We start from the raw sequence: 20,874 nt of genomic DNA, 5'->3' as shown, positions 1-20,874 counted from the left end.
AAGTACGAGGACGGTCTTCTTATTTGCTAAGCATTCATGAGGTCCAAGCTCTCATAGGCAACGTCATAATCGGTTTCCTCACGAATGGCTTGCCATTGCTCCCGGCTTGCGCGAATCATGGCGGCATCCATGATGCGCTTGTCATTCACGACGCGGGAGAACCAACGAACCGCCTTGTTCCGGTCACCCGTACGCTTGTACAGCTCGCCGATGAGATACATCAGCTTCGCGTCGTTGACCGATTCGCCCTCGCGCTCGAACACTTCGATGTAGGAATTCAGGGCGAACTGGAGGAAACGCTGCTCCTGTTCCTTATTGCCGATGTACCGATGCAGCCAAGCTATATGGTGCAATAGTCCTGCCATCACACGCTCGCTAGTGCCGGCGATCTGAGCGCACAAGAGCGCCAGCTTATAGGTATCAAGCGCCTGCTCTAGCGTACGCTCGCCGCCATAATCGCGTTTGGTCCACATGGATCCCAGACGTTCGATGTAATGCTGCCGCTGTACTTCCGACAACTGGTTCATTCCGTTCTCTGTCGAAGCGAAACCACAATTCGGGCATACCCGAACGACATAGAAGTCCGGGTTGATGCCATTCTTATAATGCGCGCAGAAATCGCTATCCCGCTTCGAGCATCGCTTGAAGCTCGGACGTACACGCGAGGATTGGAATGTGGTTTCGCAGCAGATACACGTAATCGTTGTCAAGTAAAGCGGCTCCATGAGAGTCACGTCTCCCGTTCGTCTGTTGTGTTAACAAAATGATGGGCTGGTCCCGACAGCCGCTCGATCACGGCCTGCTGCAATCCCATCGGTAACTCGTTCTCTGCAAGAGCCCTTCTCATGCAATCGAGCCAAGCTTCCGCACGAGCAGGCGTAATCGGGAACGGCAAATGCCTCGCCCGCATCATCGGGTGGCCGAAGGCGTCCGAATAAAGGCTGGGTCCTCCGAAAAACTGCGTCAAAAACATATGTTGTCTTTCCATAACCGGATCGATATCTTCAGGAAACAACGGTCCCAAGAGAGGATGAGCTTTTACTTTAGGATAAAAGGCCTCCACTATCTTACGAAGCCCTTCACTTCCTCCGATAGCCTCATAAATCGTAGTTCCATAGTTGTTCATTGTCATGGTTCGTAACCTCTTTTCTTAGGTCTTTTGTAGTATAACATACATTTCAATCGTTGTGGGTCATCCTTACGATTCGAAACAAAAAAAATGCCCTCCAGTGAAGGGCATTCTGCGGCTTTATATACCTTCTACATTGTGAATGTTTCAGCTTTCGTAGTCCTCTTCACCTGGTGCGAGCAAGGACTCGCGAATGACATAGACGAAAGCGCAAACGAGGATGCCTGCGACAAAACTCATACATCATCACCCCAACGTTTGGTAGTAAATTAATTGTATCACAACAATTCAAGAATTACAGCACTTTTTTGCAAGCGTTTTCTATAATTTATTTTACCCACTTTTTACGAATTTTATGCCTCTTGATTCGAACGATTGTCATTGTTTGTCCCCCTTGGCTCATATATCAGTAGTGGAACTTGGACTACCCTTGTTTACGATGCAAAAGTTGTGGAGGGACAAACGTGCAGCGTGTCCGCTTTCTATTCCGCCCGCAAGTCATCCCGGCCTGGTCGGCTGTCTTGCTTGCACTGCTGCTGGCGATCTTCCCGGCAGCCTCGCTCGAAGCCTCCGTAAGGGGACTATCGATCTGGTGGCAGGTGCTGTTCCCGGCGTTATTCCCCTTCTTCGTTATCTCGGAAGTGCTGATCGGCGTCGGCATCGTCCATTTCTTCGGCACGCTGCTCGATCCGCTGATGCGGCCGCTCTTCCGCGTTCCCGGCAGCGGCGCGTTCGTCGTCACGATGGGCTACGCTTCCGGCTATCCGGTCGGCGCAAGGCTTACATCCCAGCTATGGGATCAAGGTCTCATTACGCGCGCGGAAGGTGAACGGCTTGTCGCCATCACCACGACTTCGGACCCCATCTTCCTGATCGGCGCAGTCTCCGTAGGCTTCTTCCATAATCCGGCGCTTGCCCCGGTCCTTGCAGCTTCCCATTATGGAGGCGCGCTCATTATCGGACTGCTGTTGCGTTTCTTCCATGACCGCAAGGATCCCGGGACACCTAAGCCTCCAGCCTCAACCTCAAAGTCGTCGCGTTTCAAACAAGCGGTCGATGCGATGCATCGGGCACGTTTGCTGGACGGACGCCCTTTAGGCGGGCTGCTGCAGGATTCCGTGCAGTCCGGACTCAAGCTGATGATCGTCGTCGGCGGCCTTGTCGTGTTCTTCTCCGTCGTGATGGAACTACTGACCAGCGTAGGCGTCATTAATGGACTGGCTGCCCTTATTCAAGGCATGATGCACCTTGTCGGCATGCCGACCATGCTTGCGGAAGCAGTCGTCAATGGCCTGTTCGAAGTTACGCTCGGCGCAAAGACGGCCGGAGCCGCTGCCGGCGGCGGACTTATCCATCAAGTGGCCATCGCCGCTTTCATCCTCTCCTGGGGCGGCATGTCGGTCCACGCGCAAGTCGTCAGCTTGCTGAGCCGGACTGCGCTGCGATATCGGCCTTTCCTGCTGGCTCGCCTGGTGCACGGCGTTATCGCGATCATTCTCGTCTATCTGCTGTGGGGCAGTCTTGCGCCAGCTTAGGTAACATTGTGTTTGGGAGCATTTTCCGCTATGATCGAGGTAACATTCGTTCGGAAGGGGCTTGTTTCTTTGAATTACGTCGTAGTGGACAGAGGCGATCAACTCTCGAAGCAGCTTGCTGCGCGGTTTCATGAACTCGCCGGCGCTAACGGAATGACACGTAACGAAGAGGCGCCGGAGCTCGTCATCTCCATCGGCGGCGACGGTACGCTGCTGCAGGCATTCCACAACTACAGCGACCGGATCGCGGATGTCGCCTTCGTCGGCGTACATACCGGACACCTCGGTTTCTTCGCCGATTGGAAGGCCGATGAGCTGGAGGAATTGATTCGCATGATGACCGAATCCGCTCCGCGCATTATTCGTTACCCGCTCGCCCAGATCGAGATCGAGACCTCGGAAGGCGTATCGACGCATCTTGTGTTGAATGAATTCACGATCAAAGGCGTCGACGGCACGCTCGTCGCCCAGATCGATATTAACGATGAACTGTTCGAGATGTTCCGCGGTGACGGCATTGTCGTATCCACCCCGTCAGGCAGCACGGCGTACAACAAGAGCTTGGGCGGCGCGATCATCCACCCCTCGCTAGAGGCGCTGCAGATCGCCGAGATCGCTTCGATCAACAACCGGGTCTATCGCACGTTGGGCTCTTCGGCGATTCTCCCGCAGCACCATCATTGCGACATTATCTCGCGCAAGCAGCAGCGGCTGCAGCTGTCCTTCGATCATATCAACATGACGAGCTCGGATATTCGCTCGATCCGTTGCAGCGTCGCAGGCCGCAAGGTGAGCTTCGCCCGCTATCGGCCGTTCCCATTCTGGACGCGGGTCCGAGAGGCGTTCCTCGGCTATGATGTGAAATAATGAAACAGAACCGAAAACTCGCGCCGATGCGCGCTTATCTCCAGGTCGTGAAGCCCTATAAGTGGCTGATCGGCCTGACGTTGCTTATAGGAGCGGTCAAATTCGCGATCCCGCTGACGCTGCCGCTATTTCTCAAATATGTCATCGATGATGTGCTGCTTGCCGATCTTCCTGCCGCGGAGAAAATCGAGAAGCTGATGAAGGCGATCGGGCTCGCCAGCCTCTTATTCGTCGTGATCCGTTATCCCATCGAATATTACCGGCAGTATTTTGCCCAGCTGACCAACAGCCGCATTCTATTCGATCTGCGCAGCAAGCTGCATGCGCATCTGCAGCGGCTCTCGCTCCGCTTCTACCAGAATCGCAAGTCGGGCGAGATCATCTCCCGCATGATTAACGATGCCGAGCAGACGAAGTCGCTTGTCGAGACCGGGCTTATGAACATATGGCTCGACATGTTCACGCTGACCGTGGCGCTGATCATCATGTTCCATATGAACGCCCCGCTTACGCTCGTGGCGATCGTCATACTTCCCTTCTACGCCTTTGCGGTGAAAAAGATGTACCGGCGGCTCCGCACCTATTCCAAAGCCCGCTCCCAAGCCCTCGCCGAGATGCAAGGCTATCTGACCGAGCATATGAACGGTGTGTCCGTCGTGAAGAGCTTCACGCTGGAACGGCATGAAGCCGGACAATTCAGGGAGCGCAATACCTCCTTCCTGGAACGGGCAGTCGCCTTGACCAGATGGAATGCCTTGACGCAGTCGATCATCAATACGCTGACCGAGATCGCCCCGCTGCTGGTGCTTGCTTACGGCGGCTATATGGTCGCGATGGACAACCTTACGCTAGGCGCCTTCGTAGCCTTCTATGGTTACCTCGATCGGCTCTACACGCCGCTGCGGCGATTAGTGAACGCTTCTACTGAACTGACGCAAGCATCCGCCTCGCTCGAACGCGTGATGGAGATGCTCGCCGAGGAGCCGGAGATCCAAGACGCGCCGGATGCGCGAGAGCTGCGGAATGTCCGCGGGGCGATCCAATTCCGGGATGTGTCTTTCCGATATACGCCCGATAGCGATTGGGTGCTGAAGAACATTAATCTGGACATCCAGCCCGGCCACACCGTGGCGCTCGTCGGCATGAGCGGCGGCGGCAAATCCTCCATTATCAGCCTGCTTGCGCGGTTCTATGACCATCAAGAAGGCACGATAACGATCGATGGACAGCCGATCCGGACGCTGACGCAGCACAGTTTGCGGGAACAGATCGGCATGGTGCTGCAGGACAATATTCTGTTCAGCGGCTCCGTCCGGGAGAACATCGCGCTAGGCAATCCCGCGGCCGATGAGGCGCAGATCGTCGCTGCGGCCCAGCAAGCGAGCGCGGATACGTTCATTAGCCAGCTGCCCGCCGGCTACGATACCGAAATCGGCGAGCGTGGCGTCAAGCTGTCCGGCGGCCAGAAGCAGCGGATCGCCATCGCCCGGGTGTTCCTGAAGAATCCGGCGATCCTCGTGCTCGATGAAGCCACGTCCGCGCTTGACCTGGAATCCGAGCATGCGATTCAGGAATCGCTTCGCGAGCTTGCCCATAACCGGACAACGCTCGTGGTCGCCCACCGGCTATCGACCATCACCCATGCCGATCAGATCGTCGTGATCGAACACGGCACGATCGTCGAGCAAGGTACCCACGACGAGCTCATGCAGCGCGAAGGCGCCTACGCAAGATTGTACAATGTGCAGCATCTGAGTTAAAAACAAGCCTATAATGTATAACAAACAGCCGTGAACGGTACGTTCACGGCTGTTTGTTATGTCTTATGGAATGAAGAATCTACTGCCATCATCGTAGTCGGCAGCAGTCTCGCCTCATCCTCCAGGTATTAATGCTGCTTATCCTTAAACAATACCTTTGCCGTCAGCAATCTAACCCCAGCGTATACGAGCATCAGGAGCGCGAAGGCGATCGCCTTGTGCAGTAGCGTAAACTGCATCGTTCCGCCAATAGAAACTTTATGCTGTAAATAATCCACGCTCTCATAAGCGTTCATCATATCCGGTACGTAATTCGTTGTCATATACATGCCAAGTAGAATATTCCCTACTGTCATGAGCAGAAGCGCAACCAATGCAAATACAATCGACTCAATGGCAATCCGCTTGGCCATCCATCCTTAGCCCCCTTTCATCCATCAATAATGACGATCTCACAAAAATACCCTCCCGGCTGGCGGGAGGGTATCGTCCATCTATGTCAATTCATGTTGTTAGCCGTTTCCCTTGGAGCCTGAATTACCCCTTGGAGGGCGCTGCTGCTGCGTCTCGGAAGCTGCCGCTACCGGCGCCTTCGCATGCGAGAACGGCGGGCGCTTGGAGCGTGGACGTTCCTGTCCGCCTCCGCCTTGCTGGCTGCGCTCTCCGCCGCCTCCGCCATGGGAGCGATGCTGGCGGCCGCCTTCCTTGTCCTGCCCGCGGTCTTTGTAGTACGGCTTGCGTCCTTCGGAGGAGCGCTCCTGACGTTCGCCGCGTTCCGGCCGATCGCCGCGATCTTGATGATCGGAGCGGTCATGGTCGCGCCCGCTGTCGCGGCGGCCTGCGCCATGCGATCTGCCGCCTTCCCGGCGCTGATGCTGCGGACGTTCGCGCTTCGTCGGCGTCTCCGCGGCAGCGCCCTCGGCTGACGCCGCGGTCTGCTCGGCAGCAGCCGGGATCACTTGGCGATACGCCGATTCCGCCGTGTCGCCGGCGCCGGTCAGGCGCTCGGAGATATCGATCTCGTCGAGGTATATATCTTCGCTCGCATCATCCTCGCGCTTGTCGCCTGTCTGCTTCAGCAGCACGAAGTAGGCGCAGCCGAAATTGCAATACTCGTTGATATAATCGGACATGCTCGAGAACGAGCTGCCGGAATTCGCTTTGGGATGGGTATCGCGGAAGAACCCTTTTAGCCGCAGTTGGTTGTAGCCCCAGTCCCCGATCACGTAATCGTAACGGTCCAGCACGTCGCTGTAACGGTTGCGGAATGCTTCGGGATTCCATCCGTTCTTATGATCGTACACGAGTTCATAGGTTCTGCCACCGATATGGATCAATGCTGCTCGTCACTCCTTCCTACAAGGTCACAGCTTTCGCCTCAGCGGCAGACTGTACCTGTTCATGCGCGTGGTAGGAGCTGCGTACGAGCGGCCCTGATTCAACGTGGCTGAATCCGCGCTTTAATCCTTCTTCCTTCAGCTTGGCGAACTCATCCGGATGCACATAGCGTACGATCGGCATATGGTTCGGCGTCGGCTGCAGGTATTGCCCGAGCGTCAGGATGTCGACGTCGACAGCGCGCAGATCGTCCATCGCCTGCAGCACCTCTTCGAACGTCTCTCCGCAGCCCAGCATGATGCTCGACTTCGTCGGAATCTTCGGCTTCATCTGTTTCGCACGCTGCAAGAGCTCGAGGGAGCGCGCATACTTCGCTTTGGCGCGAACGCGGTTCGACAGACGGGACACCGTCTCGATGTTATGGTTCAGGATGTTCGGATTCGCATCCATAACGACCTGCAGCGACTCCTCGTTCCCCATGAAATCCGGAATCAGCACTTCGATGCTGCATAGCGGCATACGTTCGCGAATCGCCTTAATCGTCTCCGCGAAGATCATCGCCCCGCCGTCCTTCAAGTCATCGCGCGCGACGGAAGTGACGACGCAGTGGCGCAGTCCCATCTGCTCGGCCGCCTCGGCAACACGCTTCGGCTCCTCCAGGTCAAGCTCGGTCGGCATCCCTGTCTTCACCGCGCAGAAGCGGCATGCGCGCGTGCAAATATCTCCAAGAATCATGAAAGTCGCCGTACGGTTCGCCCAGCACTCGTAAATGTTGGGACAACGCGCTTCCTCGCATACGGTATGCAGTTTCTTGGAGCCCATCATATCTTTAATTTCGGCATAGTTACCGCCGGTAGTTAGCTTTATCCGAAGCCAGTCCGGCTTTGGTAACGCCTGCTGTTTCGTCTTCATCGACAACCCTGCTTTCTTGTCCATACGTGTTATCCTGTCGCTTTATTATAATGTAGTTCAGGTCGATAGCGCAAAAAAGTTTTCATTTCCTTTATACGGCCGGATGTGACGGCCGTTGATCGGCTTTGTCCGTCGTTTGGATAAAAGCTCCGCAAATGCGTCAAGCTAGTTCAAGAACCTCTTGCAACTTCTTTGAACCCCATTCTCCTGCTTGAAGGAGGTGACTAGTGTTGAAATTCAGCCTGCTCCGCCGCACAGCTTTGCTTGCCTGTGCCATCAGCCTGCTGCCTCTGCCGCACGCGGCGCACTCCGCCTGGTCGGCGCCCAAGCAAGATAACGCGCATCAGCCTGCCGCAAGCGGTGGGGTTGCTGCAGCGGCTTCGGATCCGTTCCAGAAACGGCGTGAGCTGTACGAGTGGATGAGCGCTGCGACGAATATCCCTTGGTACCGCCTGGCGGCCATCGACCAGTATGAGCGTACGATCACCAAGGCCAGGCCCAAGTCGCGGACCCAGCTGGGCGAGTGGATCGGCATCTACATGACCGATGAACAGTGGACCGGCATTTTTAACCCCGACCGCAATGACGAGCTGCCCGCCACCATACAATGGTTCAGCGGAAACGGCAAAGACGGCGACGGGGACGGATTGGCCAAAAGGACGAGCGATACCGACCTGCTCTACTCGGTAGCCAGCCATATGATGCAATATGGACCGTCCGAGGACGATTTTGCGATTGCCGTCTGGCAATATTACCACAATACGAGGGCCGTCCAGCGTATCCGGCAATTCGCCAAAATGTACGCCGCGTTCGGCACGCTCGATCTGTTCGAGCATGCCTTCCCGCTCCCGATCGGCAGCCACTACTCCTATCGCGGCACATGGGGAACGAAGCGCAGCTGGGGCGGTTATCGCATCCATGAGGGAACCGATATCTTCGCCGATTACGGGATTCCGGTACGCAGCACCACCTACGGCGTCGTCGAGACGAAGGGATGGAACCCTTACGGCGGTTGGCGGATCGGTATCCGGGATCTGAACAATATTTATCACTACTACGCCCATATGTCCGGCTTCGACAAGACCGTTCATGTCGGTTCCGTCGTCAAGCCAGGGCAAACGATCGGCTGGGTAGGAAGTTCCGGTTACGGCAAGCCCGGCACCTCCGGCAAGTTCCCGCCGCATCTGCATTATGGCGTATACCGCGACCGCGGCCTGATCGAGTGGTCGTTCGATCCATACCCGCTGCTGCGACGGTGGGAGAACGAGGATGCGCGCAAAAAACGCAAGAAGCGTTAATGTCCGCAAAACGAAATGATAAAGGCGGGAATGCTGCCCTAACGCAGCCCCCGCCTTTTCACATGCCTATTCGCCTCCGGCTTCCGTCACATCCGTTTGAAAAGCATTCGTCGCCTCCGGCTCGCTTCCCGCATTAGACTGGACTTCTTCGGATTCGGTCTGCTCCGCATTGCCCGGCGTTTCTTCTTCCGACCCTGGAGCCGTTCTCGACACGCCCTCATTGGTCGACGGGAGCGAGATGGCAGGCGCGCCTTGGGCGGAATCCCCGACCGGATTGCCTTTGTTGTCGTAGTAATACATCGGCACATCGCCGACGACCAGCAGATAAGAGATCGGGATCTCCGTCTCCACGAGCTCCGGCTTCGTATCGAACGGAATAATGATCGAGACTTCCGCGATAATCCGCATGTACACCTCGACGAGAATCATGTTGATCCCCGCTTCCTTCTGCCGGGTATTGAGGTCGACCTTCACCGAGCCCATCGGCTCGAATTTGACCGGCACCCGGGGACCGAACGAGGAGATGATCGCGCTCCCCAAAGCTTGCCCGACCGGCACATGCTCCGGAATGGCGCCCAGATCGTTCAACGTATCCTGCACCGTCTGCGTCGTCTCCGACCGAATGCGCATATGCTCGCCGTAATTGATCATGAAGCCGGAAATTTTGCCGGTGGAATTCGTCTTCCAATCGATCAGCTTCTCCGCGTCGGTCTCCGTGGCGACCTGTTCGGTTATCGCCTTATTGATCGCTTGCGTGGCGACCTGCTTCACGCGTACCGTTGCCACATTCATGAGCGGACCGCGCAAATTACGCTCGACGAAAACAAAGAACTGGAAAAAGAAAAACAGCGCGATCGCGACGATCAGCAGCCATACTTTGCCTCGGCTGAGGCGAATCGAGACGCGGCGGCGCCGGCTGCTGCGCCAGCCTCTTCTTCCCCATTTTGCCATGCAAGGGCAGCCCCCTTCTTAACCTCTTGTCCGCTTCCCCATCTATGCTTATGCGAGGTCCGTCCAAAAAAGAAGGAGCATCCCGCCTCTAACGCGGAATGCTTCTAAGACTGAATGCCCCTATGGATGAATGCTCCGCAAGCGGAATGCTCCTGTTCCTAATTACGCTTGCTGTATGTAACGAGCAAGTCTTACCGTGCGAGCATGCGCACGGCCTCGCCGATCTGCCACTCCAATGTATGCGGGTCGTACCACATCCATCGCTTATCGAGCATGTAGACCATCCCTTTGCCGACCGCCTTGTGGCTGCGCCACTGCTCGCTTGCCAACAGTTGGGCCAGCGTCGTGCTGGCATGCTCATTGTCGTTCACCACGACGAAGATCCGGTCGGTTTCCAGACGGCTCAGCTCCTCGATGGCGAGCTCTCCGCCCGAGAAACAGCTATCCTGCCTGATCAAATGCTCGATAGGCTTCGGCGGATGGAATCCAATCACATGATAGATCGTCTGGCCAACGTTGCGCGCGCCGAGGAAACTGATCTCCGTCCCGCTGACCGCCAGAATGAGCGCGGTCTCCCCTTTGCGGATCGCCCCAGCGGTCCGCTGCTTGGCTTGCTTGGCCTTCGCGGCATACCGGGCCAGCCAGCTCTTCGCTTCGCGCTGCTTCCCGAGCAGACGGGCAATCGCCCGCAGCCGCTCGAACACATCGTCCTCCCACGGCACGACCGCAACCGGCGCAAGCTTCGTCATCTTCTCCAGCTCCTGATGGGACCAATAATCCGGCGCAAGCACCAGATCCGGCTTCACCTCAGCCAGCCGGTTCGGATTGAAGTTGTAATCGCCGATCGTCGTGACCCCGGATAGCGCGTCGGCATAATTGCCGATCATCGCGTCGGTCGCGGCGACGGGCTTCATGCCGAGGGCCAGCATCTCGCCGGCATATTGCAGCGTAGCCACCTTGAGCGACTGGCGCATCGACTGAATGTAGCGTTTGGGCGATACGCCCACGGTCTGACGGAATCTGCGGTTGAAATAATATTCGTCGCGGTAGCCGACCAGCACCGCAATCTCGCGCAGCTTGCAATCCGATGTGAGCAGCAGCTCCTTGGCGCGCTGGATGCGAATATCGGTCAGATAGTCGATCGGGCTCTTGCCCGTCAGCTGCTTGAATAAATTCGTATATTGCCACCGGCCGATATTCGCTTCCTTCGCAAGGCGCTCGACCGTCAGCTCCTCCTGATAGGCGCGATGCAGAAGCTCGATGGAGCGTTCTACCGCCGCGCGCGTATCCGTCTTGACCGGCTGCTCGAGCAACTCCTGCTGGAACAGCGTGTAGAACAGTTCCTGGAACCGGATATGATTGCGGAACCGGTCAATCTCACGCACCGCTTCCTTGTCCGCGTACAGCTCCTGCAGCATCCCTAAGAGCTGCGGCTTATATTCCGTCAGACGAGCGTTGGCAGACCGGAGCAGCGTATCATCTTGAACGACCTTGCCGTCGTGTGCCCGATAGACATCGAACACCACCTCATACCAGCAAAGGTCAAGCTTGCCGCCGCCGCGAATCTCGGACCAAGAACCCGGCGAAGCGACAAAATAACTGCCGGGCATCATCCGATACGCCCTTCCGTCGAGCGTTAGCGTCCCATGCCCTTCGTATACCGCAAACAATTTATGTTTAGCTTCAAGGGAGGAACTCCCTGCCCATGAAGCCTCTTCGCTTCGCTTCTCAAGATCCGCCAGCGCAAAAAACATGGTATGAAGCGGCGGAACCTGATCCCACTGAAGTGCCACCCTCTATCGCCTCCATCCATTGATAATGATTATCATTATCTCATATATTGAAAAAAATTGTAAGCCCTCCAGCGATAGAAGTTGGAGGGCTTATCATTTGCAGGCGAATATTCGATTTTAGATGCGCCTTGAGCCGGTTTTATTACCGCCTAGCGCAAAGCGGAGCGCGCGATTGATGAGCGGCGGCAGCACCGATACATGGCCTTCGCCTTCGAACACCTTGAACTCCAGCTTAAAGCCCGCTTCGCGCAGCGGGGCCAGCCTTCTGGTCATCTCTTCGCCTTCGGCCAGCATATCCGGCAGCTCGTGCTCACCCAGCGCGATGAGAAGATTGACCTTTGCCGCGGCCGGCTCGTTCACGACAGCCTCTTCCATATAACGTTTGGCGTGCTCGACGACATTCCGCCGGTTCCACCAAATGGAAGGACTGCCTGCGACATAGGACTGGAACAGATGCGTTCTCGTGAACATCGTATACAGCGTGAACAGCCCGCCAAGCGAATGGCCGAGCAGCGTCTGGCGGTTCGGATGGATCGGATACGATCGTTCGACTTCCGGCTTGACAACCTGCTCCACGAAATCCAGGAACGCTTCGGCTCCGCCGGTCTCCGGCCAATCGCTGCCGTCCCTGCGCGGCGGCAGCTGAGAACGGTCCGTCTGCATCGTATAGTCGTAGAATCTCCCTTGCGAGCTGAACGGCAGATCGGTCTCGTAGCCAATCCCGACGATCACGACAGGATCGTAGCCGTGCGGCGGCTTCGTCTGCAAGCGAGCGGCTTCGACGATCGTGCCGATGACCGAATTGGCATCCAGCACATAGATAACCGGGTAACCGCCCTCAGGCTGCGGGCCTGTCGGCCTGGATAGATAGATCCGGTATTCGCGCGTACCGTCCAAAGAACGCATGAGACGCTGCTCCGTATGAGGGATAATCGCTTCTTGCGTCTTTACATGAGGCAGAACCATGGAATCTCTCCTTTATCGATAGCGTGGATGATCGTGAGGTGATGTGCGGAATGCTGCATGTCCATCCTTCCGGATGTACACGCAAACCAATCCGTGCGGAATGCTGCATGTCCATCCTCCCGGATGTACACGCAAACCAATCCGCATAATGAGACTGATTATCATTCACATAAACAATCCATTCATCATACCTATTCATCTCTTGTTTCGTCCATGGAGGATCAGGAAGATATTTTTGCACAATAGAGATAGTACGAACAAAAAAATACCTGCTGTAAGAGCCAGGTATCTCGCCATTTTACTAGGAAGATTGTTAGTGAAATGTATTTTTAAGGAATCTTAATGCAATTTTGTATGCCAGCATACAGTAAAGCTCCCCGCCCGTGCGGTAGAATGAAATCCAAGAGCAGCACTACAGGTTCTGTCTATGCAGCGTAATGAGCTTATTCTTAATCGTAACGATCTTCTCGTCCTGCAGCTCTTGCAGCAGCTTCGATACCGATTCTCGAATGGAACCTACCATATTAGCAAGCTGTTGATGGGTTAATTTGAATGGAATTTGCGTTCCGCCCTCTACCTCGATTCCTTTCTCATCCGCTAACCGGATGATCGCCTTCACCAAACGGGACTTCAAGTCCAGGAAGGTCAGATCGTAAATCTGGTCATTGGCTTTGCGAAGACGCTCCATGGTTTCTTCCAGCAGCTTCAAGCACATCTTCGGATTCGTCTCCATGAAATGGACGAAATCCCTGCGATTCAGCGAGTAGATGACGCTTGGTTCCACCACCTCAGCTGTAGCCGAACGTGTCAACCCTTTTTGCATCATGGCCATTTCGCCAAAGTAGTCGCCGTCATCGAGCAGCGCAAGCGTTATTTCCCGTGATTCGTCGATCCGGTAGATCTTGACCAAGCCCGTCTCGATGACGTAGCACTCTTCGCCGGCGTCGCCTTCCATGAAGAGCAGCGTCCCGCGGCTGTACTTTCTTTTTTTGAACAGCGGCTTAACCGATTGGATCTCGTCCTGCTCGTAGCCTTCGAAGAACGGCACATTCTTGATCAGATTGGCAAACATGACCATGTGTCTTAACCACGCTTTCTGCAACGTCTTGTATGTACATATAAATAATGGGAGCGATGAAGTCGAATCTGCAATGTGGGCACTTAGATTCGATGGAGCTAGTAGTGCAACCGACCATCATCCGTTCTTCGGAGGTGGTCTATTCTTTTTACGGGGGTATCACATAATGAACAAGCCAACCATCGCCGCAGAACTGATTATCGAACAACTCCAAATCTCGTCTAAGTGTTTCGAGGTCTGGAAGGAGCTTAATCTGTCTGCCGACATGCCGGATGCGGATGGAGACTCGGAAGCCATCTAAATCTAGCGATACCGGCACCGGGATCGGCATATATTCCGATGCATTTACTAGTGCTACAGATCTATTCTATTATACATCACGCAGACTTGCGAAATATAGTGCGCTTTCGAAGCAGCAAGACAAATGCCGGATGCCGCACGCCCCTCTCGTGTGTTTGTGCAATCACAGCCATCCCCATTCCCGGCAAACCTTCGCGGCATGATTCAGCCCTTCCCCGCCGCTTCCATAGCGGCATCAGATGAGTCTTGCTCCTCCTCACAAGCTTAGGCAGCTACTCGTGTCTGCCTGCATCTCTTTTCGATTAAACATACAAAGACGGGGATGCATGCATCCCCGCCCCGTGTTACTGCACATTACCCTGCTATTGCCATCCAAAAATCATTCTGGCCATCGCCACAAGATCTAACAGGTCGATGACGCCGTCGTTATTGAGATCGAACGCCTTCACGCTGTTCCAGCCTTCGTCCTCCGATTTCATGCCATAGGACTTCGCCATCATCGCCAGATCGCCGACGCTCACTTTGCTGTCTTCGTTATAGTCGCCCGGTACCTTCGTAATGACGGAAGCCTTGAATGCCGCAAGCGCGCTGCTCAGCTGCTCAGCTGCCTGCGTTACTTCCGCTTGCGTTGCGCCCGCATCGTCAGCAATGTGAACGGCACGGTCGATCGCTGCGGCAAGGGTAGCCTTGCTTCCGGCAGGATATTGGCCTACGCCGCCGCCTTCTACGGCTGCGTCATGCGTCTGCTCTGCCTGAGCGATCAGTGCCAGCAGCGCGGTCTTATCCACGGCGCCGATCTGCACGTTGTGCGAAGCCCCGGCTAACGTCGTCTCCGCGCCATTGCGGTCGGCAACGGTCAGCGCTTGCGCGGCAATCGCCGCGATGCCCGAAGCTGCGCCTGCCTTCACCTTGAACGTCAGCTTGAGCACCTGTTTATTCGGATTCGTATCGCCCAAATGGACGCCGAGCACCCGGATTTGACTGCCATCTGCCTTGTAGTCCGCAATCTGGAAGTGGTCTGGATCAAGCGACTCTACCGATACGAACTCGAAGCGATCGGTATCGAACGCGAAGGTCACGTCCTGCGCCGTAACTTCGCCTTCGAACCCGCTAATGCCATAGCTTAGCTCGATTGTTTGCCCGGCTTGCGCTTTGTCTGTTCCTGTTAATGCTGCGCCAGGCAATGAGCCTTCCACCGTCACGGTCGCAACGGCCAGGAATGCGCCATCAGCCGAAGCTGCGCTGATCTTGGCTGTCCCCGCTGCTACGCCGGTCACGCGGCCTGAAGAATCCACGCTTACAACAGACGGATTGCTGCTCGACCAGATGACGGTTTTATTCGTCGCATTCGCAGGCGCAACAGTTGCCGTAAGCTGCAGCTGCTCGCCGGCTTCCAAGCCGTGAGCTTCCGATTCCAGCGAAATGCCCGACACCGGAATGTCATCGCTTGGCGTCTCGATAGCCGGTACTCGCGCAGTCAAATTGTTATACTCGGTCTTCGTCACCGGAATAACCGTGCCGTGGCGCGGCGATGCCGGCAGATCGTAGTCCGCCGAGAGCGTCCATTGCCCCGAAGCGAGATCGGTCGTCTCGAACGGCACGTAACCCCGCCCGCCGAACTCGTCAATGAACATATACCATTTGTCCTCGGTATTCGATTTGAAGATCGTCGGTCCTTCGCCTTGGCCGATGACGCCTTTGCCGATTCCTTCCGTGATCAGCGTGAACGTATCGTCAAGCACCGAATCGCCTACTTCTTGGAAGACGAACTTGCCGTTCGGCGAACTGGTCGAATTGCCGCGCTCGTCTTTCGTGAAGCGATAGATCTTGCCGTCTTGCTCGATCATCGTCGTATCGATAACCGAATAACCGTAATCCATGTACACCTTCGGCTCCGAGAATGTGTAGAAGTCCCGAGTCGTCGCGTACATCATCTGTTGGTACGCGCTGCCTGTGTGGGCTTCGTCCTGATACAGCTTCGACGCCCAGAAGACGACGTACTCGCCTTTGGTGTCGTCGTAGAATACTTCAGGTGCCCATGTGTTGCCGGCTTCCTTCGGCGAAACCTCGACCATGCGTTGCTCCGACCAATTGATGAGGTCCGTGGATTCCCACACCATGATGGAAAGGCTGCCCGCATTCTGCGCGCGCGTCCAATCTCCGTTGCCGTAGATTTTCAGATCGGTTGCGATCAGGTAGAATTTATCCCCTTCCGGCGAGCGGATGATGAACGGATCGCGAAGGCCTTGCTCGCCAAGCTCGGAGGTAATGGCCGGCGCGCCGCCGTTCAGCTCTCGCCAATGCAGCGGGTCGTTGCCTTGGCTAAGCGCGAAGTAGATTTGCTCGCCGTTCGACTTGCCCTCGCCCGTGAAGTACGTGAAGGCATAGCCTTCGTAATCTTCCTGCTGCGGCAGCTCTTGCACGTTCGCAAGGAAACCTTTCGTAAGCACGCTGTCTCCCAGCGAAATGATAGCTGTAAGAGCGACTGTCCGATCACCGGCGCCATTGGCCGGTCTTGTAACTTCACCCGTTGAAGTAACGATGGACGGCTCTGCGGATGTCCATGTTATCGCGGAACCGTTGGCTCCTTTGATAGGCAGCGTCAGATTGCCGCGTACGTCATGGATGTTACGGACGATAAGCGCCTCGGCATCCAACCGTACCGCATCCGCGTTCGTCGGCTTATGCGTAACGGTGAAGACGAACGATTTGTCAATCGTACGTGTCCCGTCGGACAGCGTCGCCGTCAGCGTAACTTCTTGGTTGCCGGCTTCCGCTTCCGGACGCGTAACTTGCCCCGTGTTCGAAATGATAGCCGGTTGGCTGGACGTCCAGCTAATCGTCGTGTTGTAGCTGCCTTGCGCTGGCAGCTTCAAGCCCGTGCGAACGTCATTCTCGCTCGCATTGCCGTTAAGCAGCGAAGCGGCCAGGAGCTGATCGGCGGCAAGGCCTAACTGCAGCCCTTCGAGCTTGCTCTTCTTCGCGTCGGCTTGCTCATCCAGCTTCGCGACTTCTTGCGGCGTCAGCGCGCCGTCATAGACTTGGAAGTCGGCGATCATGCCGCCGAAGTACGGATCGGCCGAGTAGAACGATTTGCCGATGAAGCCGCTTCTGCCTGTCAGATTATTGATTTGCGACAAAGTGTATCCGCGCGTCGAGTCGCTGCCCACCTCTACGCCGTCGACGTACAGTTTGATCGTCTGGTTCTCGCCGGATACGACAACGGTAACGAGCTTCCACTGGCTGCTCGCAAGCGATCCGTTCGTCGCGTTCGCCCCCGCTTCATTGCTCCAACTCGTAATTCCCAGACCCGCGCGGGCCGAGCGGTCGCCGGAATTGCGTTTCGGCGTGGCGAACAAATATTTGTTGCTGTCTTGGCCAAGCGCGAAGATCCATTCCGCTTCGCGTTCGCCCTTCCAGTTGACGAGCGAGGATACGGTCACGTCGGTCAATCCGTCCAGCACGCCTTTCGGGAGCTCGACGTACGAATCGGTCGTTCCGCCCGTGAAGCTGAGCGCGCCCGCATCCGTCCGATGAATCCACTGGGCCTTAGCCGGGTTCACCCAAGTGCCGTCGAAATCGCCCTTCTGGTCGACGACCTTCGCGCCGTCAATCTGATTCATGTCGTAGTGAAGGATAAGCGATGCAGCGGTCGGTTCTTCCGTCGGGTTCTCCACTGCCACTTGCAGCGCCGCGATCTCTTCCGCGTTCAGCGCGCGGTTGTAGATGCGGAAGTCATCCATGCTGCCCTTGAACAGACTGTGCCCGTCGCGCGACGACTTGCCAAGCGCATTGAGCGTCGTCTCCATCAGCATTCTCGGTTCCATGTTGAACACCGAGCTGCGTGCCGCTTCCACGCCGTCGACATAAAGCACCGCGTCGAAATTATCCATCGTGACGGCCACATGGTGCCACTGTTTGGCCGCAAAACTCGTGCTGCGCAGCGCGTACTTGTAGCTCGAACCGAGCGTTGCCGTTTCGCTGCCGAATTTCTCCGTGAACGGCGTTACGATCGCGAATTCCAGATTACCGGTATCGCCATTCGTGCTCAGGTACATGGAATTGCGGTTTGCCGTTCTGCCCGTCGGGGAAGAGAAATCGAAGATGCGCTGATTCGCCAGATTCGCATCCATCTTCACCCAAGTGGCCATCGTCATTTTGTCCAGATTCAGATTCTGGATCAGGTTGGCCGGCAGATTCAAGTATCCCGTCGAACCGTCCAGCTTGAGCGCGCCGCCATTCTCGCCGATCTTGTCGTCTGTCGCGATCGAGGAAGCGCCGACAAGTTGGGCGTCATGACCGTTGCCGGATACGTCCTTCACCGTGCCGCCGTCCGTTACATCGCTCGGATTGAACGTATAGTGAACGACAGGTTGCTCGGAAGGCGCTGGGCCCGCTGGCGCATATTCGGCTTGAAGCGCGTCGTATTCGCTGCTCGTGATCGGAATGACCGTGCCGTGGCGCGGACCTGGCGGCAGCGCATAGGACGATTCCGTCAGCAGATTGTTCGCGAACTGCGTGCCATCCTCCAGATTCGTCGAGACGCGCACGTGGTACGGCCAGGAATCGAGGAACATATACCATTTGTCCTCGCTGAGATCCTTGAACACCGTAGGCCCTTCGTTGTTGCCCGCATGGCCGATCAAGCCTTGGTTGCCGCTCTTCGTGCTTGCGATCGGCTCGAACTGATAACCGTTAGCCGCAATGCCGTCTTTGTCCTGGAAAACGGAAGCCGCTTTCTCGTAATACAGCTTGTAGTTCACCTCGGACTTCGTAAACCGGTAGAGCGTGCCTTCATTCTCGATCATCGTCGTATCGATCGTCGGGAACGCTTCGTCCAAGTAGACCTTCGGCTCCGAGAACGTGTAGAAGTCTCTCGTCGTCGCATAGTACATGACGTTGTACTGCCCGGATGGGCTGCCGCTGGCGTATTTGCCATACGTATCGGCCACTTTCATCGAGGACGCCCAGAAGACGACGTACTGGCCGGACTTCTCGTCGTAGAACGCCTCAGGGGCCCATGTGTTGCCGCCCGCCTTCGGCGCGACTTCCACCATCCGCTGCTCGCTCCAGTTGACCAGATCGTCGGACTCCCAGATCATGATCGAATGGCTGCCCGTAATTTGCGCCTGATTGAAGTTGGTGCTCTCGCCCATCTTCAGGTCCGTCGCCAGCAGATAGAATTTATCGCCTTCCGCCGAACGGAGGATGTACGGATCGCGCAGCCCCTGTTCGCCCAACTTCGATTGGATGATCGATTGGCCGTTGTTCAGCGCCTTCCACTTCAGCGGATCCTGCGCCGTCGCGAACGAGATTTCCTCGCCGCCTTCGTATTCGCCCGTGAAGTAAGCGAAGAAATACGAATCATACGTCTTGGCAGCCGGCTTCTGCTTCACGCTCAGTTCGAACGTGCGCTTCACTTCTGCCGTGCCTTTGGTCACGGTTGCCGTCAGCGTCACCGCCGTATCGGCGTCCGGACGAGATACGCGGCCGAGATTATTCGCATCTGCCGCGGCTTCCGCCGTCCCTTTAATGATGGCCGGATGGCTGGATGCCCAGCTGATCGTAGAGCCGTTCGCGCCGGATGTCGCCAGCGTAATATTGCCCTTGATGTTCGATGCGTTCGGAATCGACAGCTTGCTTGCATCCGCTGCCGCACGCTGCGCATCCGAGAATTGCTTGAGCACCGTAACGTTGAACGTTTTGGCTATCTGCAAGCCTTGGTAGGATAGATTCGCCGTCAGAACGACCGGCACGTCCGCAGCATCAACGCCAGGACGCGTGACCGTGCCGTTGTTCGCCAACACCTGCGTGTTGCTAGACGACCATGCCAGGCTTACGCCATGTTTGGCTGCCGTTGGCAGCGCGAGGTTGCCTGTTACCTCGTTCGTGCTGTCTCCCGCCGCGAGATAATCACTCACGTTGAGCGACGCCGCAGCATCATCGACCATCAGCTGGTTCAGCTTCGGAATCGACGCGCTGGCTTCCGTCTGCAGCCCCGTCACTTCAGCATCCGTAAGCGCCCGGTTATACACGCGGAAATCGCTGACGCGCCCTTTGTAAAAAGGATCGTTGCCGAAGATCGACTTGCCGATAAAGCCCGAGAACGCGGCTGCCGGATCGATCAGCTCGGACAGCTTGACGCCGCCAGCCGTACCGGAGGCGACCTGCACGCCGTCCACGTAGAGCTTCATCGTATTGTCCGCTTCGTTCATGACGGTCGTAACGAGCTTCCACTGGTTCGCGGCAAGCGTGGCCGTCCCTTTCGTCAGCGTCTCATTGCGCCATCCCGCCTTGGAGATCCCCGTAACGACCGGCTTCGCCGAATTCGTCGAGTGGCGAGGGGTGACGAAGAAATATTTGTTGCCGGTTTCAATATTGCTGTTCACTGCGCCGAAGCCGAAGATCCAACGGTTATCGCCGTCATTGTCCCAATTCACCAAGGACGAGACCGTGACCGCATTCAGGCCGCCCAGCACATCTACCCCGCTGTCGTCCTTCGGAATCTCGATGTAGCCGCTCTTCGAGCTGGAACTGCCGCCGCTGAATTCCGCGAATCCGACATCTCCGCCCTGCACGATCTGGCCGTTCTCCGGATTGCGGAGAATGCCGTCCCAGCCGCGTTCGCTGCCGGACAAATCCGTCACGGTCGTCGTTCCCGCCGCCGTCTGCGCATTGCGCATATTGTAGTGAAGAATCATGCCCGAGGCGTCGGATTGAACCGCCGCCTCCGTAAGCGCTGCTTCCGCTATTTCTCCCGCTGCCGCTCTAGCTGGTTTCACATTGGAGAAGGAGCTAACGGTCACGAGCAATGACATCGCAAGTGATACGTATTTGCGTCCTTTCATGGTCTGACTCCTCCCTGAAACACCTGTCGTCTGTACCGCCTGTTATTCCGCCATATCTGCGGATGAATGAAGCTCTTGCTGCCTCTTCTCGCCTCCTCC

At 56.4% G+C, this 20,874-nt stretch carries 15 protein-coding genes and 1 riboswitch; of the genes, 5 read left to right on the top strand and 10 right to left on the bottom strand.

What is annotated here, in order from left to right:
- Positions 1 to 26: 26 nt before the first annotated feature.
- Entirely contained in the window at positions 27 to 725 is a 699-nt protein-coding gene (locus FHS18_RS24505; RefSeq protein WP_183603017.1) for a DUF2225 domain-containing protein, read from the bottom strand.
- Between the two features lie 5 nt (positions 726 to 730).
- Complete coding sequence (locus FHS18_RS24500) at positions 731 to 1,126, bottom strand: globin domain-containing protein (protein WP_183603114.1); 396 nt, start codon at positions 1,124 to 1,126, stop codon at positions 731 to 733.
- Positions 1,127 to 1,593: 467 nt separating this feature from the next.
- On the opposite strand from FHS18_RS24500, the gene ylbJ reads away from it, so the two are divergent.
- The 3 genes from ylbJ (at position 1,594) to FHS18_RS24485 (ending at position 5,291) form a co-directional block, all read left to right on the top strand.
- Complete coding sequence (gene ylbJ / locus FHS18_RS24495; RefSeq protein ID WP_183603016.1) at positions 1,594 to 2,664, top strand: sporulation integral membrane protein YlbJ; 1,071 nt, start codon at positions 1,594 to 1,596, stop codon at positions 2,662 to 2,664.
- Positions 2,665 to 2,733: 69 nt separating this feature from the next.
- Positions 2,734 to 3,531 carry an NAD kinase gene (locus FHS18_RS24490; protein ID WP_183603113.1) on the top strand — a complete coding sequence of 266 codons (798 nt, stop codon included), beginning with the start codon at positions 2,734 to 2,736 and terminating at the stop codon, positions 3,529 to 3,531.
- Positions 3,531 to 5,291: an ABC transporter ATP-binding protein gene (locus FHS18_RS24485; RefSeq protein WP_246427882.1), complete on the top strand. Its 1,761-nt coding sequence runs from the start codon at positions 3,531 to 3,533 to the stop codon at positions 5,289 to 5,291. Before FHS18_RS24490 ends, FHS18_RS24485 begins: the two co-directional genes overlap by 1 nt.
- Positions 5,292 to 5,419: 128 nt before the next feature.
- Here FHS18_RS24485 and FHS18_RS24480 read toward each other — a convergent pair whose 3' ends face one another.
- From FHS18_RS24480 to lipA, 3 genes are all read right to left on the bottom strand, one after another.
- Entirely contained in the window at positions 5,420 to 5,704 is a 285-nt protein-coding gene (locus FHS18_RS24480) for a hypothetical protein (RefSeq protein ID WP_183603015.1), read from the bottom strand.
- 99 nt (positions 5,705 to 5,803) lie between these two features.
- Positions 5,804 to 6,628 carry a YutD family protein gene (locus FHS18_RS24475; RefSeq protein ID WP_183603014.1) on the bottom strand — a complete coding sequence of 275 codons (825 nt, stop codon included), beginning with the start codon at positions 6,626 to 6,628 and terminating at the stop codon, positions 5,804 to 5,806.
- 19 nt (positions 6,629 to 6,647) lie between these two features.
- Complete coding sequence (gene lipA, locus FHS18_RS24470; RefSeq protein WP_183603111.1) at positions 6,648 to 7,541, bottom strand: lipoyl synthase; 894 nt, start codon at positions 7,539 to 7,541, stop codon at positions 6,648 to 6,650.
- Positions 7,542 to 7,768: 227 nt separating this feature from the next.
- On the opposite strand from lipA, the gene FHS18_RS24465 reads away from it, so the two are divergent.
- On the top strand, positions 7,769 to 8,839 hold the full coding sequence (locus FHS18_RS24465; RefSeq protein ID WP_343060663.1) for a M23 family metallopeptidase: 1,071 nt from the start codon (positions 7,769 to 7,771) through the stop codon (positions 8,837 to 8,839).
- Positions 8,840 to 8,905: 66 nt separating this feature from the next.
- Here the strand turns inward: FHS18_RS24465 and yunB are convergent, their stop codons facing one another.
- The 4 genes from yunB to FHS18_RS24445 form a co-directional block, all read right to left on the bottom strand.
- The gene (gene yunB, locus FHS18_RS24460; RefSeq protein ID WP_183603013.1) at positions 8,906 to 9,790 is read right to left on the bottom strand and encodes a sporulation protein YunB; all 885 of its coding nucleotides are present in this window, start codon (positions 9,788 to 9,790) and stop codon (positions 8,906 to 8,908) included.
- Between the two features lie 191 nt (positions 9,791 to 9,981).
- Complete coding sequence (locus FHS18_RS24455) at positions 9,982 to 11,583, bottom strand: helix-turn-helix domain-containing protein (RefSeq protein WP_183603012.1); 1,602 nt, start codon at positions 11,581 to 11,583, stop codon at positions 9,982 to 9,984.
- Between the two features lie 117 nt (positions 11,584 to 11,700).
- Positions 11,701 to 12,549: an alpha/beta hydrolase gene (locus tag FHS18_RS24450; RefSeq protein ID WP_183603011.1), complete on the bottom strand. Its 849-nt coding sequence runs from the start codon at positions 12,547 to 12,549 to the stop codon at positions 11,701 to 11,703.
- 412 nt (positions 12,550 to 12,961) lie between these two features.
- Entirely contained in the window at positions 12,962 to 13,627 is a 666-nt protein-coding gene (locus tag FHS18_RS24445; RefSeq protein WP_183603010.1) for a Crp/Fnr family transcriptional regulator, read from the bottom strand.
- Positions 13,628 to 13,667: 40 nt separating this feature from the next.
- A riboswitch (cyclic di-GMP riboswitch) is annotated at positions 13,668 to 13,752 on the top strand.
- Positions 13,753 to 13,793: 41 nt separating this feature from the next.
- On the opposite strand from FHS18_RS24445, the gene FHS18_RS35020 reads away from it, so the two are divergent.
- On the top strand, positions 13,794 to 13,928 hold the full coding sequence (locus FHS18_RS35020) for a hypothetical protein (protein ID WP_281378853.1): 135 nt from the start codon (positions 13,794 to 13,796) through the stop codon (positions 13,926 to 13,928).
- A gap of 361 nt (positions 13,929 to 14,289) precedes the next feature.
- Here the strand turns inward: FHS18_RS35020 and FHS18_RS24440 are convergent, their stop codons facing one another.
- Positions 14,290 to 20,775: an immunoglobulin-like domain-containing protein gene (locus FHS18_RS24440; protein WP_183603009.1), complete on the bottom strand. Its 6,486-nt coding sequence runs from the start codon at positions 20,773 to 20,775 to the stop codon at positions 14,290 to 14,292.
- Positions 20,776 to 20,874 lie beyond the last annotated feature (99 nt).

Origin of the sequence: Paenibacillus phyllosphaerae (assembly GCF_014192105.1) — a bacterium.
Lineage (GTDB): Bacteria > Bacillota > Bacilli > Paenibacillales > Paenibacillaceae > Paenibacillus_Z > Paenibacillus_Z phyllosphaerae.
This window is presented reverse-complemented; position numbering and strand designations above follow the sequence as displayed.

Excerpts from the sequence above, each read along its gene's own strand:
- FHS18_RS24505 (WP_183603017.1), bottom strand. The coding sequence starts at position 725 with ATGGAGCCGCTTTACTTGACAACGATTACGTGTATCTGCTGCGAAACC.
- FHS18_RS24500 (WP_183603114.1), bottom strand. The coding sequence starts at position 1,126 with ATGAACAACTATGGAACTACGATTTATGAGGCTATCGGAGGAAGTGAA.
- FHS18_RS24485 (WP_246427882.1), top strand. The coding sequence starts at position 3,531 with ATGAAACAGAACCGAAAACTCGCGCCGATGCGCGCTTATCTCCAGGTC.
- FHS18_RS24480 (WP_183603015.1), bottom strand. The coding sequence starts at position 5,704 with ATGGCCAAGCGGATTGCCATTGAGTCGATTGTATTTGCATTGGTTGCG.
- lipA (WP_183603111.1), bottom strand. The coding sequence starts at position 7,541 with ATGAAGACGAAACAGCAGGCGTTACCAAAGCCGGACTGGCTTCGGATA.
- yunB (WP_183603013.1), bottom strand. The coding sequence starts at position 9,790 with ATGGCAAAATGGGGAAGAAGAGGCTGGCGCAGCAGCCGGCGCCGCCGC.
- FHS18_RS24450 (WP_183603011.1), bottom strand. The coding sequence starts at position 12,549 with ATGGTTCTGCCTCATGTAAAGACGCAAGAAGCGATTATCCCTCATACG.
- FHS18_RS24445 (WP_183603010.1), bottom strand. The coding sequence starts at position 13,627 with ATGGTCATGTTTGCCAATCTGATCAAGAATGTGCCGTTCTTCGAAGGC.
- FHS18_RS35020 (WP_281378853.1), top strand. The coding sequence starts at position 13,794 with ATGAACAAGCCAACCATCGCCGCAGAACTGATTATCGAACAACTCCAA.
- FHS18_RS24440 (WP_183603009.1), bottom strand. The coding sequence starts at position 20,775 with ATGAAAGGACGCAAATACGTATCACTTGCGATGTCATTGCTCGTGACC.